The sequence below is a fragment of the Haemophilus sp. SZY H35 genome (assembly GCF_018829705.1).
In the GTDB taxonomy this organism is placed as follows: Bacteria; Pseudomonadota; Gammaproteobacteria; order Enterobacterales; family Pasteurellaceae; genus Haemophilus; species Haemophilus haemolyticus_K.
Genome location: NZ_JAHKJZ010000003.1, coordinates 258,371 through 282,463 on the forward strand (window position 1 = coordinate 258,371; position 24,093 = coordinate 282,463).

The 24,093-nt window shown below is 37.8% G+C and carries 25 protein-coding genes and 2 tRNA genes; 12 read left to right on the forward strand and 15 right to left on the reverse strand.

The genetic code is table 11. From position 1 onward, the window contains the following. Window positions 1-25: 25 nt before the first annotated feature. Window positions 26-790, forward strand: coding sequence for a glycosyltransferase family 2 protein (locus KP710_RS07200; RefSeq protein ID WP_111407791.1), 765 nt, complete (start codon window positions 26-28; stop codon window positions 788-790). On the opposite strand, the gene KP710_RS07205 is transcribed toward KP710_RS07200, so the two are convergent. From KP710_RS07205 to KP710_RS07225, 5 genes are all read right to left on the reverse strand, one after another. Further along, window positions 787-1,344 carry a DNA-3-methyladenine glycosylase I gene (locus tag KP710_RS07205; protein ID WP_111407792.1) on the reverse strand — a complete coding sequence of 186 codons (558 nt, stop codon included), beginning with the start codon at window positions 1,342-1,344 and terminating at the stop codon, window positions 787-789. The genes KP710_RS07200 and KP710_RS07205 overlap by 4 nt on opposite strands. After that, a complete protein-coding gene (gene aroE / locus KP710_RS07210) occupies window positions 1,341-2,159 on the reverse strand; it encodes a shikimate dehydrogenase (RefSeq protein ID WP_111407793.1) in 819 nt (272 codons plus the stop codon). The genes KP710_RS07205 and aroE overlap by 4 nt, the downstream gene beginning before the upstream one ends. Before the next feature lie 3 nt (window positions 2,160-2,162). After that, window positions 2,163-2,714, reverse strand: coding sequence for an L-threonylcarbamoyladenylate synthase type 1 TsaC (gene tsaC / locus KP710_RS07215; RefSeq protein WP_111407794.1), 552 nt, complete (start codon window positions 2,712-2,714; stop codon window positions 2,163-2,165). A gap of 15 nt (window positions 2,715-2,729) precedes the next feature. Beyond that, window positions 2,730-3,266, reverse strand: a complete 537-nt coding sequence (locus KP710_RS07220; protein ID WP_111407795.1) for a DNA topoisomerase family protein — start codon at window positions 3,264-3,266, stop codon at window positions 2,730-2,732. Between the two features lie 123 nt (window positions 3,267-3,389). Then, complete coding sequence (locus tag KP710_RS07225; protein WP_111407854.1) at window positions 3,390-4,535, reverse strand: porin; 1,146 nt, start codon at window positions 4,533-4,535, stop codon at window positions 3,390-3,392. 284 nt (window positions 4,536-4,819) lie between these two features. On the opposite strand from KP710_RS07225, the gene tig reads away from it, so the two are divergent. The 5 genes from tig (at window position 4,820) to nusG (ending at window position 9,191) form a co-directional block, all read left to right on the forward strand. After that, window positions 4,820-6,118 carry a trigger factor gene (gene tig, locus KP710_RS07230; protein WP_215771037.1) on the forward strand — a complete coding sequence of 433 codons (1,299 nt, stop codon included), beginning with the start codon at window positions 4,820-4,822 and terminating at the stop codon, window positions 6,116-6,118. Window positions 6,119-6,214: 96 nt separating this feature from the next. Beyond that, entirely contained in the window at window positions 6,215-6,826 is a 612-nt protein-coding gene (gene clpP / locus KP710_RS07235) for an ATP-dependent Clp endopeptidase proteolytic subunit ClpP (RefSeq protein ID WP_258182720.1), read from the forward strand. Between the two features lie 8 nt (window positions 6,827-6,834). Then, a complete protein-coding gene (gene clpX / locus KP710_RS07240; protein WP_111696257.1) occupies window positions 6,835-8,076 on the forward strand; it encodes an ATP-dependent protease ATP-binding subunit ClpX in 1,242 nt (413 codons plus the stop codon). Between the two features lie 139 nt (window positions 8,077-8,215). Further along, window positions 8,216-8,632, forward strand: coding sequence for a preprotein translocase subunit SecE (gene secE, locus KP710_RS07245; RefSeq protein ID WP_009500265.1), 417 nt, complete (start codon window positions 8,216-8,218; stop codon window positions 8,630-8,632). Between the two features lies 1 nt (window position 8,633). Then, window positions 8,634-9,191 carry a transcription termination/antitermination protein NusG gene (nusG, locus tag KP710_RS07250; RefSeq protein ID WP_048953309.1) on the forward strand — a complete coding sequence of 186 codons (558 nt, stop codon included), beginning with the start codon at window positions 8,634-8,636 and terminating at the stop codon, window positions 9,189-9,191. Window positions 9,192-9,246: 55 nt separating this feature from the next. Here the strand turns inward: nusG and KP710_RS07255 are convergent, their stop codons facing one another. The 6 genes from KP710_RS07255 to KP710_RS07280 all read right to left on the reverse strand — a co-directional run bounded on the left by KP710_RS07255 (window position 9,247) and on the right by KP710_RS07280 (window position 14,380). Further along, window positions 9,247-9,999, reverse strand: a complete 753-nt coding sequence (locus tag KP710_RS07255) for a DeoR/GlpR family transcriptional regulator (RefSeq protein WP_048953310.1) — start codon at window positions 9,997-9,999, stop codon at window positions 9,247-9,249. A gap of 29 nt (window positions 10,000-10,028) precedes the next feature. Beyond that, window positions 10,029-10,607, reverse strand: coding sequence for a rhomboid family intramembrane serine protease (locus tag KP710_RS07260; RefSeq protein WP_111407798.1), 579 nt, complete (start codon window positions 10,605-10,607; stop codon window positions 10,029-10,031). A gap of 26 nt (window positions 10,608-10,633) precedes the next feature. Further along, window positions 10,634-11,293, reverse strand: coding sequence for a bifunctional tRNA pseudouridine(32) synthase/23S rRNA pseudouridine(746) synthase RluA (gene rluA, locus KP710_RS07265; protein ID WP_111407799.1), 660 nt, complete (start codon window positions 11,291-11,293; stop codon window positions 10,634-10,636). 2 nt (window positions 11,294-11,295) lie between these two features. Then, window positions 11,296-14,067: an RNA polymerase-associated protein RapA gene (gene rapA / locus KP710_RS07270; RefSeq protein WP_111407800.1), complete on the reverse strand. Its 2,772-nt coding sequence runs from the start codon at window positions 14,065-14,067 to the stop codon at window positions 11,296-11,298. Window positions 14,068-14,178: 111 nt separating this feature from the next. Beyond that, window positions 14,179-14,255, reverse strand: a tRNA-Arg gene (locus KP710_RS07275). A 48-nt stretch (window positions 14,256-14,303) separates the two neighbouring features. Then, window positions 14,304-14,380: transfer RNA gene (locus KP710_RS07280), tRNA-Pro, on the reverse strand. A gap of 178 nt (window positions 14,381-14,558) precedes the next feature. Between KP710_RS07280 and folD the strand changes: the two genes are divergently transcribed. From folD to purT, 5 genes are all read left to right on the forward strand, one after another. Then, window positions 14,559-15,413: a bifunctional methylenetetrahydrofolate dehydrogenase/methenyltetrahydrofolate cyclohydrolase FolD gene (gene folD, locus KP710_RS07285; RefSeq protein ID WP_111407801.1), complete on the forward strand. Its 855-nt coding sequence runs from the start codon at window positions 14,559-14,561 to the stop codon at window positions 15,411-15,413. Between the two features lie 292 nt (window positions 15,414-15,705). Continuing rightward, window positions 15,706-16,308, forward strand: coding sequence for a beta-phosphoglucomutase family hydrolase (locus tag KP710_RS07290; protein ID WP_106013745.1), 603 nt, complete (start codon window positions 15,706-15,708; stop codon window positions 16,306-16,308). Beyond that, the gene (locus tag KP710_RS07295) at window positions 16,308-16,781 is read left to right on the forward strand and encodes a YqaA family protein (RefSeq protein WP_106013747.1); all 474 of its coding nucleotides are present in this window, start codon (window positions 16,308-16,310) and stop codon (window positions 16,779-16,781) included. Before KP710_RS07290 ends, KP710_RS07295 begins: the two co-directional genes overlap by 1 nt. Window positions 16,782-17,121: 340 nt before the next feature. Then, a complete protein-coding gene (gene luxS / locus KP710_RS07300; protein WP_111407802.1) occupies window positions 17,122-17,625 on the forward strand; it encodes an S-ribosylhomocysteine lyase in 504 nt (167 codons plus the stop codon). Between the two features lie 8 nt (window positions 17,626-17,633). Continuing rightward, window positions 17,634-18,815, forward strand: coding sequence for a formate-dependent phosphoribosylglycinamide formyltransferase (gene purT / locus KP710_RS07305; protein ID WP_111407803.1), 1,182 nt, complete (start codon window positions 17,634-17,636; stop codon window positions 18,813-18,815). A gap of 57 nt (window positions 18,816-18,872) precedes the next feature. On the opposite strand, the gene dtd is transcribed toward purT, so the two are convergent. From dtd to KP710_RS07320, 3 genes are all read right to left on the reverse strand, one after another. Continuing rightward, window positions 18,873-19,307, reverse strand: coding sequence for a D-aminoacyl-tRNA deacylase (dtd, locus tag KP710_RS07310; protein ID WP_111407804.1), 435 nt, complete (start codon window positions 19,305-19,307; stop codon window positions 18,873-18,875). Beyond that, a complete protein-coding gene (gene mioC / locus KP710_RS07315; RefSeq protein ID WP_111407805.1) occupies window positions 19,304-19,744 on the reverse strand; it encodes an FMN-binding protein MioC in 441 nt (146 codons plus the stop codon). Before mioC ends, dtd begins: the two co-directional genes overlap by 4 nt. A 107-nt stretch (window positions 19,745-19,851) precedes the next feature. Beyond that, a complete protein-coding gene (locus KP710_RS07320) occupies window positions 19,852-20,070 on the reverse strand; it encodes a cell division protein ZapB (RefSeq protein ID WP_046949384.1) in 219 nt (72 codons plus the stop codon). Window positions 20,071-20,220: 150 nt separating this feature from the next. Between KP710_RS07320 and glpX the strand changes: the two genes are divergently transcribed. Next, window positions 20,221-21,234 carry a class II fructose-bisphosphatase gene (gene glpX / locus KP710_RS07325; RefSeq protein ID WP_111407806.1) on the forward strand — a complete coding sequence of 338 codons (1,014 nt, stop codon included), beginning with the start codon at window positions 20,221-20,223 and terminating at the stop codon, window positions 21,232-21,234. Between the two features lie 50 nt (window positions 21,235-21,284). Here glpX and KP710_RS07330 read toward each other — a convergent pair whose 3' ends face one another. Beyond that, on the reverse strand, window positions 21,285-23,966 hold the full coding sequence (locus tag KP710_RS07330; protein WP_111407807.1) for a YadA-like family protein: 2,682 nt from the start codon (window positions 23,964-23,966) through the stop codon (window positions 21,285-21,287). Between the last annotated feature and the right edge of the window lie 127 nt (window positions 23,967-24,093).

The following is a 24,093-nucleotide window of genomic DNA, read 5'->3' on the forward strand; positions in this document are numbered from 1 at the left end:
GTATAGCAAAAAAAGGACTGAAAATATGCCTACAATTAGCGTTGCGATGATTGTAAAAAATGAAGCACAAGACCTCGCCAATTGCTTAGACACCGTAAAAGATTGGGTGGATGAGATTATCATTCTAGATTCAGGCAGCACAGATAACACTAAAGAAATTGCGCTCAGTTATGGGGCGAAATTCTATGAAAATAACGACTGGCCAGGCTTTGGTAAACAACGCCAATTAGCCCAACAATATGTAACCAGTGATTATGTACTCTGGTTAGATGCAGACGAACGCGTTACCCCCAAACTACAACAGGCTATCTTAAGTGCGGTTAAAAATGATCGAGAAAATACCGTTTACGAAATTCCACGAGTTAGTGAAGTCTTTGGGCGTGAAATTCGCCATTCAGGCTGGTATCCCGATTATGTGGTTCGTCTCTATCGCACAAATTATGCGCAATATAACGACTCACTTGTACATGAAAAAGTGGAATTTCCAGCTGGGACAAAAGTAGAAAAATTGACAGGTGATTTAGAGCATTTTACTTATAAAAGCATCCATCATTATTTAGTAAAATCCGCAGGTTATGCAAAAGCCTGGGCAGACCAACGCCAAGCAAAAGAAAAAAAAGCGACACTTTGGCAAGGAATCACGCATGCGCTCGGTTGTTTTGTGAAGATGTATTTGTTAAAAGCGGGTTTTTTAGATGGCAAACAAGGATTTTTATTAGCGGTGTTATCGGCGCATTCAACCTTTGTAAAATACGCCGATTTATGGGAGCGTGATCAGCATAAACACTAGCGAGTTTTGCAAGGACAATCATTTAAATGATCGTTCACCAATCCCATAGATTGCATAAACGCATAGCACGTGGTTTCGCCAACAAAGACGAAACCACGTTTTTTTAAGGCTTTAGAAAGAGCTTTAGATGCTTCTGTTTTAGCTGGCACAGATCGCAAATCAGGCACATCATTCACAATCGGTTTATGATTTACAAATGACCAAATAAAATCACTGAAATTTTCACCGCACTTTTCCATCTCTAAATAAGCTTTAGCATTTTTGACAATAGCCTCTAATTTGGCTCGATGGCGAATTAATCCTGTATTTTGCATACAAGCATCAATATCAAGTGCAGTCATTTTTGCGATTTTTTTCGGATCAAATTGATGAAAGGCTACACGGTAAGATTCACGTTTTTTCAAAACCGTAATCCACGAAAGTCCCGCTTGTTGCCCTTCCAAACAAATTTTTTCAAATAGCTTTTGACTGTCGAATTCAGGCTTTCCCCATTCTTTGTCATGATAATCAACATAAATAGGTTGTTCGCCAACCCAAGGGCATCGAGTAATCATAACATCTCCTTTTTAAGCTGCTCATAAACCGCCACAAAATCTGGCATTACGCCTCGCCATAAATGGAAAGAATGTGCTGCTTGCGCGACCAACATTCCCAAGCCATCGCTAACGTTGGTTAAACCCAAACTTTTGCATAATGCAATAAATGGCGTGTCTGCGCCTTTGGCATATTGCATATCGTAAAAAGCTGAGCCTAATTTTAAAATTTCAGTATCAACTGGAGCAGTTCCACCACTTAATCCAGCTGAAGTTGCATTAATCACTACATCATAAGTTTGTAGTGGAATAGAATCCATTGAGGCGGCTTGAATATCGCCGTAAGGCTGAAATCTTTCGGCTAATTCTTTGGCTTTCGAAAAAGTGCGGTTAGCAAGAACAATGTTTTGTTGAGCTTGTAAAAGTGGCAATAATACGCCTTTTGTTGCTCCGCCCGCCCCCAAGATTAATACGCGCTGATTTGGACGAAGCCAATTTAAACGCTCCAAATCCGTCACTAAGCCAATCCCATCAGTGTTATCCGCATAAAGTTTTCCATCATCGAGTTTTTTTAGCGTATTACAGGCTTCCGCCAATTTTGCTCGTTGGCTATATTCGTCTGCCAGCTGATAAGCTCGTTCTTTAAAAGGCGAAGTAATATTGCAACCTTTCGCACCATCCTCAAAAAATGCCAAAAGCTGTTGTTCAAAAACATCAAGATCACCTAATTTTGCAATGTATTCCATGGTTTGATGCGTTTGCGCTGCTAACTGACTTTGAATTAATGGCGATTTACTTTGCGCAATCGGATTCCCCCACACAGCATAAAGATCCATAAATTATCCCTGTCTAAAAAGTTGATTTGTGCGCAAGTCTCGAATTTCGGATGGATTGAGTGCGCCGCCCACAGTTTCATCTAATACAGGAAAATCAGCACCGAATTGTGACCACACTTCATCGGCAGTGCGACAAGGTGGCTCACCTGTCAGATTTGCGCTAGTCGAAGTTAATGCAAACCCTGTGATTTCACATAAGGCTTTCACAGCAGGATGATCGCACAAACGTACCGCAATGCTATCAAATTTGCCTGTGAGAAAGTGCGGGGTGGTCGATTTAGCTGGCACAATCCAAGTTGTTGGACGTTCATATTTGCCTTGCAGGCGAGAAAGCTGCTCATCGTTAATCAGCTCAAAATCGATAAAAAGACGGAAAAAATCCAAGCTCGGTGCCACTAAAATCAAGCCTTTTTCCACTGGACGTTGCTTCAAATCAAGTAATTTTTTTACCGCACTTTCACTTTGCGGATTACAGCCCAAGCCAAACACAGCTTCAGTGGGATAAGCGACCACTTGATTTTGTCGAAGGGCCTCGGCGATTTGTTCTCTATTCATTTCACTCTTTTACTTTTATTGCTCAAAAATATGACGGCAAGTTTTATTTGCACACTGGAAAATTTGTTTTTCCCCATCTTCGCCTTTTAACAAAGAAAGTGGGAAATGACAGGTTGGACAAGGCACGGAATAAGGCTTGGTAGGCAAAGAAAATTTACATTTAGGAAAATTATCACAGCCGTAAAAAATTTTTCCTTGGTGACCTCGACGAGAAATCAAATGCCCCGTTTTACATTCAGGACAAGCAATTTTTTCCTCAGACTCAGATTCTTCTCGCACCACAAAATCGCATTCAGGATAATGGCTACAACCAATAAACATCCCAAAACTACCTTGTTTCAACTGCAATAAATTACCGCACTTCGGGCAAATTTCATCAAGTGTTTTTAATACTTTATGCTCCGATCGTTGCAAAGGACGCAAATAATCACATTCAGGATAAGCAGAGCAACCTAAAAACAGCCCTTTTTTGCCTTGTTTAATTTGCAAAGGCGAACCACATTGAGGGCAAAGCTCTTCATGCTTTATGCGTTGAAAAAGTGTTTCTACCATAAACTGATCACTTTATTTACCAATATGATTGATTCTACAAGCTTAGGTTTTCTCGTCAATATTCAATAAAATAAAAGCGGGATATTTTACAATATCCCGCTCACACTCAATTACAGTCCTAGATTACCAATAAGCACGTAAACCTACAACAGTTTTATAATCGTGCGCTTTGCTAGTTTCTACACCATTTTCTTGAGTTTTGGTTCGTGTTGCTTGCCATTCAACAAATGGTTTAACCTTAATAGAACCTTGTTTATATACGTAGTACTCGGTTCCCACCATAAATTGATTTTTAGTTTTTTCTGTACGAGAACCAGTATGATCCTTATCTGTTTTATATGCATACATCGCATATACATTTAAATCATTATTATAAGTCCATGGATTATTGAATTTTTGAAGAACGATTGTACGAATTTCATTCTTGGTATTTTTGTTATCATAACCACCTTTATGGTTAGTAACTTGACGTTCAAGATCAATACCATAAGTTGTATTTACAAATGTATAAGATGCACCTAAAGAATAAGCATTTGTTGCAAATGAATTATTAGCATTTGTATTCGCAGAAATTTCACGCGTAAAGCCTGCACCAAAACTTACACTTTGAATATCATTAATTTTGTGCTCGTAAATAGAACCTACACCCCAAACATTTTTACGAGGATTTTTTAAATCTAGATTAGTATCACCACGTTTGCTAGCTCCACCGTAGTAAATACCTGCTCTTACTTTATCACCATTTCCATATTCTGAAGTATAAGTATATTGAGTTGCACGACGAGCTGCACTATCTAATAAACCATCAGATAAGCTATAAGTATTAGCTAAATCTGTACGTTTTACTTCATCAGTGATAGTTGGCATATTACCATAAGTTAATTCACTAAATTGTTTCTCCGCATGCTTATAACCAAAACCTGCATAAAGGATACGCGTATACAGATGATCAAAATCATGTTGAGAATCAGCTTCTCCACGTAAACGCCACTCAACACGACCTAAAGCATAGAAATCATCAGTTAATTTTTGTTTCACTTTGAAACCAAAACGTGAACCATTATTAGAAACAGCATGATTAATATGATCTTTTTTCTGACTAGGTGTACTACCATAAGTATCTGTGGTATGAGAGGTACTTTCCCATTTCACACGTAAAGAGCCATTGAAATCAATATCTGTACCAGTTTCTTGAATTTGGAATTTGTAAGCTTGTGCAGAACTTGCAGCCAATGCAGCTACTGTTAAAGCGAGAAGTGTTTTTTTCATCATTTGCTTTCCTTGTTTTGTTAAGAGTTAAAAAATAAATATATTTAAAATATATTGAACTTTTCCAAGTCTACTCACCACATTAGAAATAATCAAGCAGATTTATAAATTCAATATCAAATTATTACGTAAAAAATATGTATAAAAAAACCATTAAAATACAACTTTTCATCAGTCTCATATCGACTGCTTAGATTTCTTTCGCTATAATCAGGCGTCTTATTTTATTTAACAAACGTGTTCGGTGTGGATTTTTACCGAGTGCAAATTAATTGAGGTAACAAATGTCATTAAATATTGAAACAACTCAAGGTTTAGAACGCCGTGTAGCGATCACCGTTCCAGCTGAAACTGTATCTAAAGCAGTTCGTGAAGAATTTAAACGTGCATCAAAAAATGTGCGTGTAGATGGCTTCCGTAAAGGCCATGTTCCTGCTCATATTATCGAACAACGTTTCGGTGCATCAATCCGTCAAGATGTATTAAACGATTTATTACCACGTCATTTTTTTGATGCTGTGATTGCAGAAAAGATTAATATTGCAGGCCGTCCAACTTTTGGTATTGAAACTTTTGAAGAAGGTAAAGATCTCGTTTTCACCGCAACTTTTGAAGTTTATCCAGAAGTTAAATTACAAGGTTTAGAGAATATTAAAGTTGAAAAACCAACTGTTGAAATCACAGAAGCTGATATTGATAAAATGGTTGATGTGTTACGTAAACAACAAGCAACTTGGGCAGAAACTGACTCTGCAGCAAAAGCAGATGATCGAGTAACTATTGATTTTGTTGGTTCTGTAGATGGCGAAGAGTTTGAAGGCGGTAAAGCATCTGACTTCGTATTATTTATGGGACAAGGTCGTATGATTCCTGGTTTTGAAGAGGGTATCGTAGGCCATAAAGCAGGTGAACAATTTGATATTAATGTAACTTTCCCTGCTGAATACCATGCAGAAAACTTAAAAGGTAAAGCGGCAAAATTTGCAATCACCTTGAAAAAAGTAGAAAACATGGTGTTACCTGAGTTAACAGATGAGTTTGTTGCTAAGTTTGGCCCGAATACTAAATCTGTTGCGGATTTACGTGTAGAAATTCGTAAGAATATGGAACGTGAATTGAAAAATGCATTAGTTTCACGTGTTAAACAACAAGTAATCAATGGTTTAATTGAACAGAATCCAATTGAAGTTCCAGCTTCTGCTGTAGAAGAAGAAATTAATATATTACGCAATCAAGCAGCTCAACGTTTTGGCGGTAATGCACAGCAAGCTGCACAGTTACCACGTGAATTATTTGAAGCGGAGGCAACTCGTCGCGTTCAAGTAGGTTTATTATTCTCTGAAGTGATTAAATCTAATGAATTAAAAGCTGATGAAGAACGCGCTAAAGCAATGATTGCAGATATTGCATCAGCTTACGAACAACCAGCTGAGGTTGTTGAATACTATAGTAAAAACGAAGAATTAATGAACAATATTCGTAACGTAGTATTAGAAGAACAAGCGGTGGATGCAGTACTTGCTAAAGCTCAAGTTACTGAAAAAGTTTCTTCGTTTGATGAAATTATGAATCCACAAGCATAATGATTAATTAATATCGTTATGATTGGATAAAAGTGCGGTCGCTCTTTTTAACAAAAGCGACCGCATTTTTATTTATAGGTTATTTAGAGTAAAATAATTAGCAATTTTAGAGAAAAAGGTAAGAAAATGAGTGTAATTCCTATGGTTGTTGAACAGACTTCGCGTGGCGAGCGTTCATACGACATTTATTCCCGTTTATTAAAAGAGCGTGTGATCTTCCTCAGTGGTGAAGTGGAAGATCGTATGGCAAATCTCATTGTGGCTCAGCTGCTTTTTTTAGAGTCTGAAGATCCCACTAAAGATATCAATATCTATATCAATTCTCCCGGTGGTTCTGTGACTGCAGGTATGGCTATTTACGACACAATGCAATTTATTAAGCCAGATATTCGTACACTTTGTATTGGTCAGGCATGCTCAATGGGCGCATTCTTGCTTGCTGGCGGAACCGCTGGCAAACGAGCAGCGTTACCAAATGCGCGTGTGATGATTCACCAACCTTTGGGCGGTTTCCGTGGTCAAGCATCCGATATTCAAATTCATGCACAAGAAATTTTGAAAATTAAACACACCTTAAACGATCGTCTAGCATTCCATACTGGGCAAAGTATCGAACGAATTGAGAAAGATACAGATCGCGATAACTTTATGTCAGCTGAAGAAGCAAAAGCGTATGGTTTAGTTGATGAAGTTTTAATTAAACGTTAAGGAAACACATGTCAGACAAAGATAAAGATTTACATTGCTCTTTTTGTGGAAAAGAAAAAGGCGAAGTAGATAAATTAATTGCTGGTACAGACGGCTATATTTGTAATGAGTGTATTGAACTTTGTCATTCAATGCTTGAAGAAAGTAATGATGAAAGTGTAGACGAAAGTGCGGCAGAAAATGAGGAGAAATTACCAACTCCTCACGAAATTCGCGCTCATCTAGATGATTATGTTATTGGCCAAGATTATGCTAAAAAAGTGCTTTCTGTCGCAGTTTACAATCATTATAAACGCTTACGAACTAATCATGAAAATAACGATGTTGAGCTCGGTAAAAGTAATATCTTGCTTATTGGACCAACTGGTAGTGGTAAAACATTGCTTGCTCAAACATTAGCTCGTCGCTTAAATGTGCCGTTTGCGATGGCTGACGCGACAACATTGACTGAGGCTGGCTACGTGGGTGAAGATGTAGAAAATGTCCTACAAAAGCTTTTACAAAACTGTGAGTATAATACTGAAAAAGCGGAGCAAGGCATTATCTATATTGATGAAATTGATAAAATTAGCCGTAAATCGGAAGGCGCATCAATTACTCGAGATGTATCAGGTGAAGGTGTACAACAAGCGTTGTTAAAACTCATTGAAGGTACCGTAGCTTCTATTCCACCTCAAGGCGGGCGTAAACATCCTCAGCAAGAAATGGTGAAATTGGATACGTCAAAAATTCTCTTTATCTGCGGCGGCGCATTTGCGGGATTAGATAAAATTATCAGTAAACGTACACAAACAAGTACGAGTATCGGTTTTAGTGCGAAAGTAGAAAAGGATGAAGAAGAAAAGTCTCTTTCTGAATTATTCCGTCAAGTAGAACCAGATGATTTAATGAAGTTCGGTTTAATTCCGGAATTTATTGGGCGTTTACCCATGATTTCTCCACTAAGCGAATTAGATGAAGAGGCCCTTGTGCAAATTCTTACACAGCCTAAAAATGCCTTAACTAAACAATATCAAGCTTTATTTGGACTTGAAAATGTGGAGTTAGAATTCACTCCAGAAGCTTTAAAAGCAATGGCTAAGAAAGCGCTTGAAAGAAAAACAGGCGCACGTGGTTTACGTTCTATTGTCGAGGCTGTATTGCTTGATACGATGTATGATTTACCATCTATCGAAAATTTACGTAAAGTAGTCGTGGATGAAAGTACCATTGTAGATAATACTGCTCCAAAATTAGAATATAATTCTTAATAGAAAAGTGCGGTTGTTTTTCCTTATGTTTTCTATTTTGCTTGATGATTTTCAATAGGCAAGGCGAAAAGAAAATGCTACAATCGCACGTTCTTATAACTTTATTCTTATTTTCCTAAGTAAATAACGGATTCAATTTATGGCAACTGAAATTGTTGATAAAAAGAAAAATGCACCAGAGACGGTGGTAGAAGGTAAATCTAAAGGATTAAATACCCTTCTTTGGATTTTAGTCGCAGTCTTTTTTGCGGCAGCTGCAATTGGTAATGTTTATTTCCAAAAAGTATATTCATTACCTATTCGTGTAGTGGGTGTAGTCATTGCGTTAGTGATTGCTTTTGCATTTGCAGCAATTACTAATCAAGGTACAAAAGCTCGTACATTCTTTAAAGATTCAAAAATAGAAGCGCAAAAAGTGGTATGGCCAAGTCGCCAAGAAGCGCGTCAAACTACATTAATCGTAATTGGGGTAACAATCATTGCATCCTTATTTTTCTGGGCGACAGATTCGATTATTGTCACAGTAATTAATTTCTTAACTGATTTGAGATTCTAAAATGACTGAAGAAACAACTGTATCAAAAAAACGTTGGTATGTATTACAGGCGTTTTCTGGTTTTGAAAGCCGAGTGGCTTTAACTTTGCGTGAATACATTAAACAGCAACAAATGGAAGACCAATTTGGTGAAGTGTTAGTTCCAACTGAAGAAGTCGTTGAGAATGTTGCAGGTAAACGTCGTAAAAGCGAACGTAAATTTTTCCCAGGCTATGTCCTTGTTGAAATGGAAATGAATGATGATACTTGGCACTTAGTAAAAAGTGTGCCCCGTGTCATGGGATTCATTGGCGGTACACCTGATAAACCTGCGCCAATTTCTAAACGTGAAGCAGATGCTATTCTAAATCGATTAGAACAAAGCTCAGATAAACCACGCCATCGTAATGAGTATCACCCTGGTGAAGAAGTTCGAGTCACTGAAGGTCCATTCGCAGACTTTAACGGAACAGTAGAAGAAGTAGATTATGAAAAAGGTCGCTTAAAAGTCTCAGTATCTATCTTTGGTCGCGCAACACCTGTTGAACTTGAATTTAGTCAAGTAGAAAAAATACATTAATTACATATAAAAAACCCTGCTAATTAAGCGGGGTTTTTCTTCATATCTGATAAAACTAACATAAAACTAATTTTGTTTTCTTATCGTGTAAATAATCGGTAACACTATTAGGGACCTTATCCGTAAACAAATATTCTACATCACTTAATTCGCCCAATCGAACAATCGCTTGGCGCGTAAATTTAGAGTGATCGGTCACCAATAAGGTCTGACGTGAACTTTCAATAATCGCTCGTTTTACTTGTACTTCGTGGTAATCATAATCCAATAGTGAACCATCTGCATCGATCGCGCTAATCCCTAAAATACCAAAATCTAGGCGAAATTGAGAAATAAAATTCACCGTAGCTTCGCCAATAATGCCACCATCCATTCGCAATGATCCGCCTGCCATGACAATATCAAAACTTTCATTTTGGCGTAAAAGATGAGCGGCATTCAGATTGTTCGTCACAATTCTGAGTTTTTCGTGTCCAAGCAAGGCATTGGCGACAGCCTCAGGCGTCGTACCAATATCAATAAACAACGATGCGCCGTTAGGAATCAACTTTGCGACTTCCTGTGCAATATTATTTTTTTGTAATGAAAAGAATTGCTTACGATCCACGTAATCAGAATTTTCTGCAGAAGATGGCGATGCCGCACCACCGTGATGGCGGCGAATTAAATCTAACTCCGCCAAAATATTCAAATCACGGCGAATCGTTTGAGGGCTAACATCTAAGGCAGCAACCAATTCTTCCGTGCTTAAATAGCCGGATTGTTCCACCAGTTTAATAATTTGTTGATGCCGTAACGACTGCTTCATAGAAAACCCTTTATCCAAATTGAACACACCTACTCTAGCGAATTTTTACGTAATTTGCTATCGATAAATCCCCAAATCAAGCCGACAACCAGGCCTGATATATGCGCTGCATTTCCCATTTCAACACCAAATAAGGGGCTAATAAAACCTAATGCGATCCCCACCAATAACATTGTGAAAAAACCTTCTGGCAGATCAAATAAATGATGATTCAATTTATCGCATATAAATACATACCCCAACACAGCATATACAACCCCAGAAAGTCCAAAGAAAGCAGGGCCGGACACATAATTTTGCACATAGCCTGTTATGGCAGATGCTACAACATACAACATCAATAATTTAACCGAGCCAAAAGTGCGCTCAATCATTCCACCGAAAATAAAAAACCAAGACAGATTAAACAAAATATGCAAATTAGATAAATGTACCAGTGTATGTGAGATATAGCGCCACGCTTCGCTATCTTGCTCTTCGTAAGCGGGGTAATGCATCAAATATATAATATCGTCCTCAAAACCCATCTGCTGAGCAATATAAATAAGCGCGCAAAGTGCGGTGAGAATTAGCGTAATTTTTCCTTGTTGGGCTAAAAAGTTTTTCATTCGTGATCTCGTACTTCTGCGCAAATTTAAAAATCGGACTTCGCATTAAAGGTCATTGTTTCCCCTGTAATAGGGTGGGTAATCGTCAATTCTTCTGCGTGCAAACATAATCTTAGCGACATAGCTTTAGCCTGTGGATGAGAATAAAATTTATCGCCTAGAATTGGATGCCCCAATGCTAACATATGCAAGCGTAATTGATGAGATCGGCCTGTCACGGGTGTCAGTTTCACGCGAGTACTGTTATTAGGCAAACGTGCTAAAACTTCGAATTTTGTGACCGCTCTTTTTCCTAAAACGAAATCCAAACGTTGGCGAGGTCGATTTTCCCAATCACAAATCATCGGCAAATTTACCTCACCATAATCTTTTTCCAATTGCCCCCAAACAATCGCTTGATAATGTTTTTTCGGTTCACGTTCGCGAAATTGACGTTTTAATTCACGATCTGCCGCCTTACTTAAAGCAAACACAATAATACCGCTCGTTGCCATATCCAAACGATGAGCAGGCTCACAAAAGCCGAATTTTTCTTTTACTCGACTCATTGCGCTATCGTAATATTGTGGTTGATTGCCAGGCACGGAAAGCAAACCGCTCGGTTTGTTCACCACGCACAAATGATTATCTTGATAAATAATATCCAAATAAGGTTCAAGAGGCGGATTGTATTCAATCAGTGCCATTTTTATTCCTTGTTCGTCACAATGACACGCAAGCAATCCAAACGCCAATTTGCTTTAGAAAGCTCGTCCAGTGCTTGTGTTCGTTGTTGTTCTAAAATATCAATTTCGCTCTGGCGAATATTTTTATTCACAGCTCGCAAAGCCTGTAAACGATTAATTTCTGCGCTTAATTGTTGATCTGCTTGATTTTTAGCTTCAGAAATAATCGGTTCAGCTAAAGATTTTACGAGCTGATCGCCTCGTGTAATCAAGGTTTCAATATTGGCCCGTGCCATTTTCACCATTTGATTAGCAATATTTTTACCAAGTGGTTTCAATTTGCTATGCAATGTTTCAAAAGCAACTTGCCCTCCAATGTTATTTCCTTTGTTATCAAGCAGCAGACGAATTGGCGTTGGCGGCAAGAAGCGATTAAGCTGTAATCCTTTTGGCGATTGGCTTTCCACCAAGTAAATCAATTCAATTAATAAGGTTCCAGCTGGCAGTTGTTTATTTACAAGCAATGCCATTGCAGCTTTGCCAATATCCCCCGAAGCAACAAGATCAAGACCTTGACGAATCATAGGATGGTCCCAAGTCAAGAATTCCATTTCTTCGCGAGCAAGGGCAAGTTCGCGATCAAAGGTAACCGTCACACCTTCTTCTTTTAAACCCGGAAAATCTGGCACAAGCATTGTCCCAGTTGGGCTAATAACAATACTATTTGCGCCAAGATCTTCTTGCTCTACGCCAATAATATCAAATAATTTTAAAGCAAAATTCACAAGCTCTGGCGAATTATCTTCATCAGCAATTTGATCCGCTAACGCTTGTGCTTGCTCACCGCCATGAGAATTTAGCTCTAATAAACGATCCCGACCTTTTTCTAACTCAATCTTGAGTTTTTCTCGCGCAGTTTTAGTTTGTTTTAATAATTCAGAAAATTCATTCTCTGAAAGTGCGGTAGAATTTGACCGCACTTTTTCTAACTCATCAGAAAACTGGGCAAATAATGCCATTCCCATTGGACAAGTTTGTTCAAAAGCATTGAGTCCCTCATTGTACCAACGAGCTAAACGACTTTGAGGCGAATCTTTCGCACAAGGCACATAAATTTGCACATCACGTTTTTGTCCAATACGATCTAATCGGCCAATACATTGTTCCAATAAATCTGGATTGGTCGGTAAATCAAATAACACTAAATTTGCCGCAAATTGGAAATTACGCCCTTCCGAGCCAATACTCGAGCTCAGTAAAACCTGTGCGCCGTTTTCTAAATCCGAAAAATACGCCGCGGCTCTATCCCGTTCAATAATCGACATTTTTTCGTGGAACACTGCGGCGCGAATCGCCTCACGTTCACGTAAAATTTGTTCTAACTGAATCGCCGTGGCCGCAGTCTTACAAATCACAAAAATTTTTTCATCGCGATGTAGTTTGAGGAAATCAATCAGCCAATCAATTTTATCATTCTCTTCCGAGAGTGTAATTTGGTGGTAAACACGGTGCGGAAAACCTTTCACGCCTTGACGTGTATTGCGGAATAACATTCGCCCCGTGCCGTGACGATCAATTAAGGCTTGGATCAGTTCCTGACGGGCTCGATGCTGTTCTTCATCATTATTTGATGCAATCGCGTTAAAAAGTGGCTCAACATCTTGTTCAAGCAACAAATCAGAAATATGATTTTTTTCTACCGCACTTAATGCCTTATTTGCCAACAAAGATTCAACGGCATTAACCACCGGTTGGTAGCGTTCCTGCTCTTTCACAAAGGTTTGATAATCAAAGAAACGTTCTGAATCCAGTAAGCGCAAACGAGCAAAATGACTTTCTTGCCCAAGTTGTTCTGGGGTTGCTGTGAGTAACAAGACGGATGGAATAATACGAGCAAGCTGTTCAACTAATAAATAAGCAGCACTTGGCGAAGTTTCGGACCATACGAGATGATGCGCCTCATCCACAATTAAACAGTCAAATTGAGCATTGAGCGCCTGCTCTACTCGGTTTGGATGAGTTTCTAACCAATTCAGCGAACAGATAATTAAACTTTCCGTTGTGAATGGATTAACGGCATCAAGATCAAAATCGTTGCAACGTTCTTCATCAAAAAGTGAAAAATGCAAATTAAAACGACGAAGCATTTCCACCAGCCATTGATGTTGCAACGTTTCTGGCACGATAATAAGAACGCGTTGCACTTTCTCAGCAAAAAGCTGATTCTGCAAAATCATTCCTGCTTCAATGGTTTTCCCTAAACCAACCTCATCCGCCAATAACACGCGAGGATTAACTCGATTACCGACTTCAGCTGCAATATGAAGCTGATGAGGAATTAAACCCGCACGCGTTCCGCGCAAACCACGCAATGGCGATTTAAATTGTGCTTTCTGATAACAAAGCGTGCGATAACGCAATGCAAAATGACTGCTGCGATCAATTTGCGCTGAAAACAGACGATCTTTTGCTTGGCTAAAAGAAATAATCGGTGAAATATCACGTTCTTGCACAATGACATCTTCACCTTGTGGATGTTTAACTAAATAAAATAGCAAACCGTTCATATTTTGAACGTCTAAAATCTCACCTTGCCAACCAGCTTGATGAGATAATCTTTCACCTTTGCTAAATACAATTCGGCTTAAAGGCGCTTGTGCAGCAGCATATATACGCGATTCATCCGCAGCAGGGAAATAAATCGTGACAGTTCGTTGATCTAATGCGGTAATGATACCTAATCCTAAAGCGTTTTCACTTTCACTCAACCAGCGCTGACCAATAGCAAAGGGCATAATAATTCTCTTTCTGATTTATATTAATAAAATTTGGGGGCGTATTGTAGCTTGCTTAAATAGCAAAGGAAATTAATAAAAGAGAATAAAAAAATAGATCGAAGAAATAAATGGCACGCCCTAAAGGATTCGAACCTTTGACCCACGCCTTAGAAGGGCGTTGCTCTATCCAGCTGAGCTAAGGGCGCATTCAAAGGATTTCTTTTGTACAGAATTTCAAGACAATATAAAAGAAGTGGTCGGCGAGATAGGATTTGAACCTACGACCCACTGGTCCCAAACCAGTTGCGCTACCAAGCTGCGCTACTCGCCGATAAGCTGAACCAATTATAGATTTGTTTTGATACCAGTCAATGACTTTTTTTATTTTTTAAGCTAATTGCTCAAAATTATTTCAATTTAGGAAATGTCACTATTTCCCGTTGTAAAAAATTCATTGTCCGTTAGAATAGCAAACGTTTTCTCTCTTTTCATATATAAAGGACAACTAAATGACTGCACAAATCATCTCTGGTACTACCCTTTCAAAAAAAATCAAATCTGATGTTGCCTCTGAGATTGAACATTATATTGCTCAAGGTAAACGTGCACCAGGGCTTGCAGTTATTCTCGTTGGGGCAGATCCTGCATCACAAATTTATGTAGGAAGTAAACGTAAAAGCTGTAAAGAAATCGGCATACTTTCCCAATCTTATGATTTACCAGAAACAACTACACAAGCCGAATTATTAGCCCTCATCGATAAACTCAATAACGACAAAACAATTGATGGTATCTTAGTACAACTCCCCTTACCTCAACAAATCAATGCAGAAGCTATTATTGAACATATTGATCCGAAAAAAGACGTGGATGGCTTCCATCCTTATAATGTAGGAAGACTGTGTCAACGAATTCCAACATTACGAGCCTGCACACCTTATGGTGTAATGAAACTATTAGAAACAACAGGCATTGATTTACATGGCAAACACGCGGTAATTGTAGGCGCATCCAATATTGTCGGCCGCCCAATGTCTTTAGAATTATTATTAGCAGGTGCAACCGTCACAGTAACTCATCGGTTCACCAAAGATTTAAAAAGTCATGTTCGCCAAGCAGATATACTTGTCGTTGCGGTGGGTAAGCCGAATTTAATTCCTGGCGATTGGATCAAAGAAAGTGCGGTCGTCATTGATGTCGGAATTAATCGTGTAGATGGAAAATTAGTAGGCGATGTAGAGTTTGACAAAGCAGCCGAAAAAGCGGCATATATTACCCCTGTTCCAGGTGGAGTTGGGCCAATGACCGTTGCAATGTTAATGAGCAATACACTTTATGCCTATAAACAAACATTAACGCAATAAAATTCAAAAGCAAGGTTAACCTTGCTCACCAATGTGAATGAAATCATTTCTTATCATTCAGGGACAATATTATTCCATTGCAATCTAAAACAAGCGTATGAATATTCAATAATCGATTAATTAATTCGCCTAGGAACTTTCCAACATTCTAATTGCTGAAGCAATCGTATTTGAATTCTATTTGTTCAAAATTCGTGCTTTAATTTACCGCTCTTTATAAAAATAAAACAATGCAGAGATCGCAATTTTATAGCAAAATGATAAAAATTTAAAAATAAGTAAGGATGTAAAAATGTTTAATTATGCAATGTTCGATCGATATGAAGGATTAATTTTTGATATGGATGGAACCCTCATTGATACTATGCCTGTTCACGCAAAAGCATGGGGAATGGTGGGAAAACAATTTGGTTACGAATTTGACAGTCAAATCATGTATAACCTAGGTGGGGCAACCGTAAGAACCATTGCAGAGGAAATGATGAAATTGGCTAATATGCCACTTGAGCGCCTTGATGAAGTTATTACAGCAAAACGTGCTTTATCTTATCAGCTCATTCCATCACAATCCACCTTGCTTCCTACATTTGATATTGTAAAACATTTCTATCAGAAAAAACCGATTGCACTAGGCTCGGGCTCTCATCGAAAAATTATTGATATGTTGATAGATAAACTTGATATTGCCTCTTATTTTAATGCCATTGTCAGTGCAGACGATGTAAAAGCGCATAAACCTCATCCAGAAACTTTTTTACGTTGTGCAGAGCTGATCAAGATTAATCCTACAAACTGTATTGTTTTTGAAGATGCAGACTTGGGTGTAAAAGCAGGTTTAAGTGCCGGAATAGATGTTTTTGATATTCGTACTCAACAAATTATAACCACAAAATGATGGAATGGTTATTAGGATTACTCACCGATTTTTGGCAAACTCATGCCTTATGGTTAATGTTTGCAAGTGCATTTCTAAGTGCGACGGTATTACCAGGTAATTCAGAGATAATATTTATTGTATTAGCTATCCCCAAATTAGCATTAGGAACTTGGCTAAGTACGGATATTTTTTTACTTCTTTTTATGGCAACACTAGGTAATGGGCTAGGTAGCCTAACTACTTATGGAATAGGATGGTGGCTTCCTCAATTTAGGCCCAAAAATCACCGCACTTTATGGGTTATGAAGCAACTTCAACGTTATGGTTCACTCACCTTACTATTAAGTTGGCTACCTATAGTAGGCGATTTATTTTGCGCCCTAGCGGGCTGGCTTAGATTGAACTTTATCGCGAGCTGTTTTTTTATTTTTCTTGGAAAACTGGTACGTTATGTAGCGTTATTGTTTCTCAGTGTACCTTTCTTATTATAAAATGGACAAAAGAAAAGCCCCGCAAGAATACGGGGCAAATAACCTAAGGAACCAATTTTATTAAAACAACTGCAAGTTGCTTGTTCTATCAGACAAGCCCATCTGGAAAAAGTTCACATAAATTAAAAAAATTCCAAAAAATAAAATCTAACAAAAAATACAAAGAAAAAAGCCCCGCAAGAATACGGGGCAAATAACCTAAGGAACCAATTTTATTAAAACAACTGCAAGTTGCTCGTCTTATAGGACAAAGACCTTGCTATAAAGTTCATAAAAAAATTGTAAAAAAATGAACATTCATTCAAATAATTCTTAATCAACTGATTTATAAGGAAAATTTATGCCATTACTTGATAGTTTTAAAGTAGACCACACTAAAATGAATGCCCCTGCCGTGCGTGTGGCTAAAACAATGCGTACACCTAAAGGTGATGATATTACTATTTTTGACTTACGTTTCTGCATTCCCAATAAAGAAATCCTCTCTCCAAAAGGAATCCACACTCTAGAACACTTATTTGCAGGTTTTATGCGTGATCACTTAAATAACGAAGATGTTGAAATTATTGATATTTCACCTATGGGATGTCGAACCGGTTTTTATATGTCTCTCATCGGCACACCAGATGAACAACAAGTCGCTAAAGCTTGGTTAGCATCAATGCACGATATTTTAAATGTACAAGATCAAACCAAAATTCCGGAATTAAACATTTATCAATGTGGCACATATACAGAGCACTCTTTAGAAGAAGCACATGAAATCGCAAAAAATGTGATTGCTCGTCGTGTTGGTATTAATAAAAACGAAGATTTAACATTAGATAATGCATTATTAAAATAGGAGAAATAATGACAACGCTTGGTACCGCATTAACACCTAATGCAACAAAAGTGATGCTATTGGGATCGGGAGAACTTGGTAAAGAAGTAGTAATTGAACTACAACGATTAGGCGTAGAAGTAATTGCAGTGGATCGCTATGAAAATGCCCCTGCACAACAAGTTGCACACCGTGCCTATACACTCTCAATGTTGGATGGTGAAGCATTAAAAACACTTGTAAAACAAGAAAAACCTGACTACATCGTGCCAGAAGTAGAAGCGATTGCAACGGCAACACTGATGGAATTAGAGCAAGAGGGTTTTAACGTGGTACCCACAGCCAAAGCCACACAACTTACTATGAATCGTGAGGGGATTCGCCGACTAGCCTCGGAAGAACTTAAGTTACCCACCTCGCCTTACCAATTTGTAGATAATTTTACTGATTTCCAAAATGCGGTAGAAAAAATTGGTATTCCCTGTGTCGTGAAACCTATCATGTCATCCTCTGGTCATGGGCAAAGTATTTTAAGAGCTAAAGACGATATTCAAAAAGCATGGGATTATGCACAAGAAGGTGGTCGTGCTGGTGCAGGAAGAATAATTGTAGAAGGTTTTGTAAAATTCGATTATGAAATTACGCTTTTAACCGTTCGTCATATCAATGGTACAAGCTTCTTAGCGCCAATTGGCCATCGCCAAGAAGAAGGTGATTATCGGGAATCATGGCAACCACAAGTGATGTCGGATATTGCATTGAAAAAAGCGCAATCGATTGCGGAGAAAATTACAAGTGCACTAGGTGGACGAGGCATCTTTGGAGTAGAAATGTTTGTGTGTGGAGATAATGTCATTTTCAATGAAGTCTCACCACGCCCACATGATACTGGCATGGTTACGCTTATTTCTCAAGAGCTTTCAGAATTTGCCTTACACGCAAGAGCCATTTTAGGTTTACCTATTCCAGAGATTACCTTAATTAGTCCATCCGCATCTAAAGCTATTGTTGTAGAGGGGAAATCAAAGAATGTAAAATTTGGTGCGATTGATAAAGTGCTTACTGAACCCCATACGAATATTCGTTTATTTGGTAAAGGTGAGGTTAATGGCCACCGACGTTTAGGCGTGTTATTAGCACGAGACGTTTCCGTAGAAAAAGCGCTAGAAAAAGTAAATCAAGCTTATCAAAAATTAGAAATTACACTCTAATATTTCTTGCACTCACTGACGCAAGCCTTTCAGCTTGCGTCGATCTTATAGAAGATTTTATATATTAAGCCAAAATGTCACTGGGCCATCGTTTGTTAAACTCACTTGCATATCCGCTGCAAATTGCCCTGTTGAAACAGGTAATTTCTCACCGCACTTTTGGATAAAGTATTCATATAATTTATTAGCTAATGCTGGAGGCGCACCTTTTGAAAAGCTTGGACGCAAACCTTTTTGTGTATCCGCCGCTAATGTAAATTGAGAAACAATAAGTAATTCACCTTGTGCTTGTTGAACATTTAAGTTCATTTTGTCATTTTCATCACTGAAAATTCGATAATTAAGCACTTTTTCAGCAAGTTTATCCGCTTTCTCTTGATTATCTTCTTTTTCTACACCAAGCAAAACCAGTAAACCTTTGCCGATTTCTCCTATTGTTTCACAGTTTACATCAACTTTCGCTTGAGACACACGCTGAATTAAAGCAATCATTTTAATCCCTCGATAAAGCTCGGTAACCATGCTTCAGCATAGCCTTCTTGATCATCCACGTTTAAAACATCAATTTTTAAAGTCTCGCAAATTTTTACCGCACTTTTTTCTTGAAGCGCTTGCTCCACTTTGTCCGCTGCATAGCAAAACGTATCATAATCAGAATTACCTAATCCAACGACAGCAAAACGAACATCTGAAAAATCGCTTTGATTTTTAGCTAATTCATCAAATAGAGGTTTTAAATTATCTGGCAACTCACCTGCACCATGAGTTGAAGTCACAACAAGCCAAATTTTTTCATTTTCGATGTCAGATAAACTTGGTCCGTGAAAAAGAGCGGTGGAAAAACCTTGAGTTTCTAAAACATCGTTTAAATGTTCGGCAACATATTCTGCACCACCTAAAGTGCTGCCAGAGAGAATGCAAATGTGCATTTGATTATCCTGTATTTATTTTCTTCCCTAACACAGGGAAAAGTAAAAGAATATTTTTGAAATGATTAAAATAAAAAGGCTTAGATTTTCTAAGCCTTTTGTTATGATTAAACGTTATCGAATTTACCAAGCAATGAACGAATATGTTCTTGCCAGTTGCGGTGTTCGTTTTTCAGTTGCTCATTTTCAGTTTGTAAACTTTCGATATTTCTTTGAGATTCTGCGTTTTTCTCTTTTAATTCTTCAACTTCTAATTGAAGCAATTGGATGGTTTCTACCGCTTGTTTAATTTTTTCTTCAAGCTGGTCTAAAATTTCTAAAGACATAATGATTTCCTTTTAAATATGGGTAAATTTAAGCGTATTTTACCTAGTTCACACCTCTTTTTAAAGCCTTGTATAAAAAATTATTATGCGTTCAATAACGTAATGATAAAATCACACCGTTTTTATGGCTAAAAGTCAAAGGAGAATAAAATGAACGCTGCCCTAGCAATTGAATTTTCACGTGTAACAGAAATGGCCGCATTAGCTGCTCATACATGGTTTGGGCGGGGAGATAAAAATGCGGCTGATGATGCTGCAGTAAAAGCCATGCGTTATATGCTAAATTTGATCGATATGGATGCTGAAATCGTGATTGGTGAAGGGGAAATTGATGAAGCACCAATGCTTTATATTGGCGAAAAAGTTGGCTCTGGAATGGGAGAACTGGTTTCTATTGCCGTTGATCCTATTGATGGCACGCGTATGACTGCAATGGGTCAGTCTAATGCTATCTCTGTCTTGGCTGCTGGTGGCAGAAATACCTTTTTAAAAGCACCAGATATGTATATGGAAAAATTAGTGGTTGGCCCCGATGTTAAAGGTATGATTGATTTAACTTTGCCACTAGAACAAAATCTTCGCCGTGTCGCATCTAAGCTAGGAAAATCCCTTTCTGATCTCACCGTAATGGTTTTGGCAAAACCACGCCATGATACGGTAATTAAACAAATGCATAACTTGGGCGTTAGAGTGATGGCAATTCCTGATGGTGATGTGGCAGGTTCCGTATTGTGCTGTTTACCTGATGCCGAAGTCGATCTTCTTTATGGAATCGGTGGCGCACCAGAAGGTGTGGCTGCTGCAGCTGCAATTCGTGCATTAGGTGGCGATATGCAAGCTCGTTTATTTCCTCGTAACGAAGTAAAAGGCGATTCCGAAGAAAATAAAAAAATTGCTGCCGATGAAATTCAGCGTTGTGAAGCATTAGGCGTAAAAATCAATGAAGTGTTAAAACTTGAAGATCTTGTGCGTGATGACAACCTGGTATTTACCGCAACGGGTATCACCCATGGTGATTTGCTTAAAGGCATCTCTCGCAAAGGTAATTTAGCTTTTACAGAAACCCTCTTAATTTGTGGTCAATCATGTGCAATCCGAAAAATACAATCAATTCATGACTTAGCTCGTAAAGATTCTGAAATTTATAAGATTTTGAATATTTAGTTGTCTACAACAAGTGCGGTGAAATTTCACCGCACTTGTTGTTTCTTAGCTTACCATTCGTAGCCTACGCCAACGGAGCTCACCACATCGCCTTGCGTATTTGTGCTTCCGCTTAAACGGAACAACACTTTACCGTTGTCACTTGAGCGACTATATCCCACGGCGATAGCATTTTGTCCTTTGAAGTTTCCTGCGCCCGCAGAAACCATCGATTTACCATTACCTCGCACTTGTGGTAACCCCGCTATTGCAGCTGAACCAGCAATCCCCGCTTTCAACATTTTATTATGTTGAGTAACTTTCTGATTAATTGCTTCGACAACAGAATAAAGTTGAGAGCCGTTAATCGCATCTGTTGATGTACTGGTAATACGACCTGCTGCAACGTGCGTAATTTGACGCTCTTTACCTTCGGCACCTACGCTGACAGTTGATGTTGGATTTGTACCTGCAAATTTATAAGTTGTGCCTTGAATAGTGATGCTTTCTACAGGCATTGGTTTACTTGGCGCAGACTCGTTACCTAATACTACAGCACCATCAAACCCAGCATCAACAGTGACATTATTGCCTAATACCATCACATTATGTGATGCAACTTTATTCCCTGCGCCAATCGCTACAGAATTATTACCAGTCACCTCGTTTTTGGTACCAATAGCAATTGAGTTTGCACCGCTCGCAAAGGATTCTTTCCCAGCGGCAATTGAGTTTTCACCAATGTTAGAAAAATGACGTGTTAGTTTTTCCTCTAACTCTTTTAATGCTTTTTCTTTTTTGGCTCGCTCTTTTTCAAGCCCTTCTTTTTCTGCTTGTTTCTCCGTAAGTTCTTCTTGTTTTCGTTTTAACTCATTTGAATTTTGAGAATCAGATGTTGATTCTAACTCTTTAATTTGAGATTTGAGATCATTAATTTCCCGTTCCTTATCCTTAAATTTTATTGTAGCTTCATTTAAGGCATTTTGGGCTTTTTCAGATTCCTCTGTTATTCCCTTCACAACTTCATTGTACGGGTCATAAAGTTTTAATTTTTTAGCCCAATCAGTTAATTCTGTTGCTGTCTTTTTAGCATATTCATTCCATAAATTTTTGGTTGATTCCTTAAATTTAAATTCAATATTTTCATAGTAATTTTTAGGATTGTCTTTGAGCTTAGAGATTTCTTCATAGAAACTATCTCGTTTCGCTCTATTTTCTGGGGTAGGAGATTTGTTCGCCTCGTCATAAACAGCTATATAGTCTGAAATTTTCTTAGCAAAGCTTTCCACATCCTCAAGTTGCTTAAGAAAGTCCTTTTTATCAAAAAGCCATTTTTCCTCAGGTGCTTCACGATCAATTAGATTATCAAAGTTATTATAAAATGTATTTACCCATTCTCTTAGACGATCCACATCCTGAGGGGTGTTAGTTTTGACTCCGTCAAAAAATTCATCAAAAAATCTTTTCGTTTGACCATAGTAAAGATAATACTCTGCTTTCTTTGCTTCGTCGTTAAATCGATGCTCGACTTTATGATTATCATCACCGTAGTTCATGTCATCAAAATCACTTGGATTATAATGGTGTCTAGTTAATAAAAAATTACTGTGATTTACTTGATCATCACTAGCTTTTATTGGTGGAAGATAAAATACAGTATTCGCTACGTAATTTGGTTTGTAATAATTATCATCATGTATTTTATTAAGCTTATAAGCTTTACTTAAATCACTTATGACATTATTTTCACTTATCATTTTCAGTAGGGTAGAAAATTGCACATAACGCTCTTGTTTTTGGGATGAAAAAAAGTCATCTGTAATTCGGCTTGGTATGTTATTGATGCTTGTAATTTCTACAGGATCTACAGAAGTTACATTTTTTAGTAAATCTGTAATGCCATCGTGATCAGAGGCGTATGAACTTAGATCTCTTCCAGCTCCGTGGTAAAATAAGTATTGTTCGTTTCTAGATCTAATCATATCTTCTATATTTTCTTTGTTATATTCAAATGATCCTCTAGCGTTATCATATCCATTAACTATAACTTCATATTTATCTATACCAAATTTTTTAATTTCAGAAACATTAGGGTAATCAGCCTCAACTCGCTCTTTTAGGTCTTTTGCTAGTTTTTGTACTCCAGTTGTTCCTGCAGAATTGTCCGAAAGTTTATTCCAATCAAGTTCTTTAAGTTGTTTCAGGAATTTTATCGAAACATTTTCATCCTCTGAATAGATTGAAGGATAATGACTAGCGTATTCTTTAGCCTCTTCCCGCTCTTTGTCTAATTTGGCTAATTCTTTTTGTTTATTGGCCAAATCATTATTCAGCGAAGTAACTTGATTTTTTTTATCGTTAGATTGTTTGATTAAATCTGTTATTTCATTAATTCTTTTGTTCAGATCTTCAGTAGTTTTATTGCTAGCTTCAATTTTTTTATTTATATCGGAAAGTTCATTTTCTGCTTTGTTTTTATCAGCAAACGTTTGCTTTTCTTTTTCAAGAATAGCCTTAAATTCTTCACGAGAAATGTTGCCACCTGTTGCAACTGAATTATTACCCTGTGCTAAACCATATTTAGCGGTTACAGCATTGTTATAACCAGTTGCAACGCCATGATCGCCTGAGACAGTATTCCCTTCACCCGTTGTGGACGGGGCTGAATAGGCAAGATTAGAAAATAAAGGCAATGTAAAGAGCAATAAGGCTACTGAGCTTTTTGCTGTAGTAAGAATTGTATGTTTTTTCAAAATATTCTCCTCAATCCTTGAACTATTTAAAATCAATAATCGATTCAAAATTATACATTTCTGGGGTTCTACATACTTATAAAAAGTATTCATTTTGTGATCTTGCTCATATTTTTTATTTTATTTT

Excerpts from the sequence above, each read along its gene's own strand:
- KP710_RS07200 (WP_111407791.1), top strand. The coding sequence starts at position 26 with ATGCCTACAATTAGCGTTGCGATGATTGTAAAAAATGAAGCACAAGAC.
- KP710_RS07320 (WP_046949384.1), bottom strand. The coding sequence starts at position 20,070 with ATGTCTTTAGAAATTTTAGACCAGCTTGAAGAAAAAATTAAACAAGCG.
- rluA (WP_111407799.1), bottom strand. The coding sequence starts at position 11,293 with ATGGCACTGATTGAATACAATCCGCCTCTTGAACCTTATTTGGATATT.
- dtd (WP_111407804.1), bottom strand. The coding sequence starts at position 19,307 with ATGATTGCTTTAATTCAGCGTGTGTCTCAAGCGAAAGTTGATGTAAAC.
- folD (WP_111407801.1), top strand. The coding sequence starts at position 14,559 with ATGACTGCACAAATCATCTCTGGTACTACCCTTTCAAAAAAAATCAAA.
- nusG (WP_048953309.1), top strand. The coding sequence starts at position 8,634 with ATGACTGAAGAAACAACTGTATCAAAAAAACGTTGGTATGTATTACAG.
- luxS (WP_111407802.1), top strand. The coding sequence starts at position 17,122 with ATGCCATTACTTGATAGTTTTAAAGTAGACCACACTAAAATGAATGCC.
- tig (WP_215771037.1), top strand. The coding sequence starts at position 4,820 with ATGTCATTAAATATTGAAACAACTCAAGGTTTAGAACGCCGTGTAGCG.
- secE (WP_009500265.1), top strand. The coding sequence starts at position 8,216 with ATGGCAACTGAAATTGTTGATAAAAAGAAAAATGCACCAGAGACGGTG.
- KP710_RS07225 (WP_111407854.1), bottom strand. The coding sequence starts at position 4,535 with ATGAAAAAAACACTTCTCGCTTTAACAGTAGCTGCATTGGCTGCAAGT.
- KP710_RS07220 (WP_111407795.1), bottom strand. The coding sequence starts at position 3,266 with ATGGTAGAAACACTTTTTCAACGCATAAAGCATGAAGAGCTTTGCCCT.
- mioC (WP_111407805.1), bottom strand. The coding sequence starts at position 19,744 with ATGCACATTTGCATTCTCTCTGGCAGCACTTTAGGTGGTGCAGAATAT.
- KP710_RS07255 (WP_048953310.1), bottom strand. The coding sequence starts at position 9,999 with ATGAAGCAGTCGTTACGGCATCAACAAATTATTAAACTGGTGGAACAA.
- KP710_RS07290 (WP_106013745.1), top strand. The coding sequence starts at position 15,706 with ATGTTTAATTATGCAATGTTCGATCGATATGAAGGATTAATTTTTGAT.
- tsaC (WP_111407794.1), bottom strand. The coding sequence starts at position 2,714 with ATGAATAGAGAACAAATCGCCGAGGCCCTTCGACAAAATCAAGTGGTC.
- rapA (WP_111407800.1), bottom strand. The coding sequence starts at position 14,067 with ATGCCCTTTGCTATTGGTCAGCGCTGGTTGAGTGAAAGTGAAAACGCT.
- glpX (WP_111407806.1), top strand. The coding sequence starts at position 20,221 with ATGAACGCTGCCCTAGCAATTGAATTTTCACGTGTAACAGAAATGGCC.
- purT (WP_111407803.1), top strand. The coding sequence starts at position 17,634 with ATGACAACGCTTGGTACCGCATTAACACCTAATGCAACAAAAGTGATG.
- KP710_RS07295 (WP_106013747.1), top strand. The coding sequence starts at position 16,308 with ATGGAATGGTTATTAGGATTACTCACCGATTTTTGGCAAACTCATGCC.
- KP710_RS07260 (WP_111407798.1), bottom strand. The coding sequence starts at position 10,607 with ATGAAAAACTTTTTAGCCCAACAAGGAAAAATTACGCTAATTCTCACC.
- aroE (WP_111407793.1), bottom strand. The coding sequence starts at position 2,159 with ATGGATCTTTATGCTGTGTGGGGGAATCCGATTGCGCAAAGTAAATCG.
- KP710_RS07205 (WP_111407792.1), bottom strand. The coding sequence starts at position 1,344 with ATGATTACTCGATGCCCTTGGGTTGGCGAACAACCTATTTATGTTGAT.
- clpX (WP_111696257.1), top strand. The coding sequence starts at position 6,835 with ATGTCAGACAAAGATAAAGATTTACATTGCTCTTTTTGTGGAAAAGAA.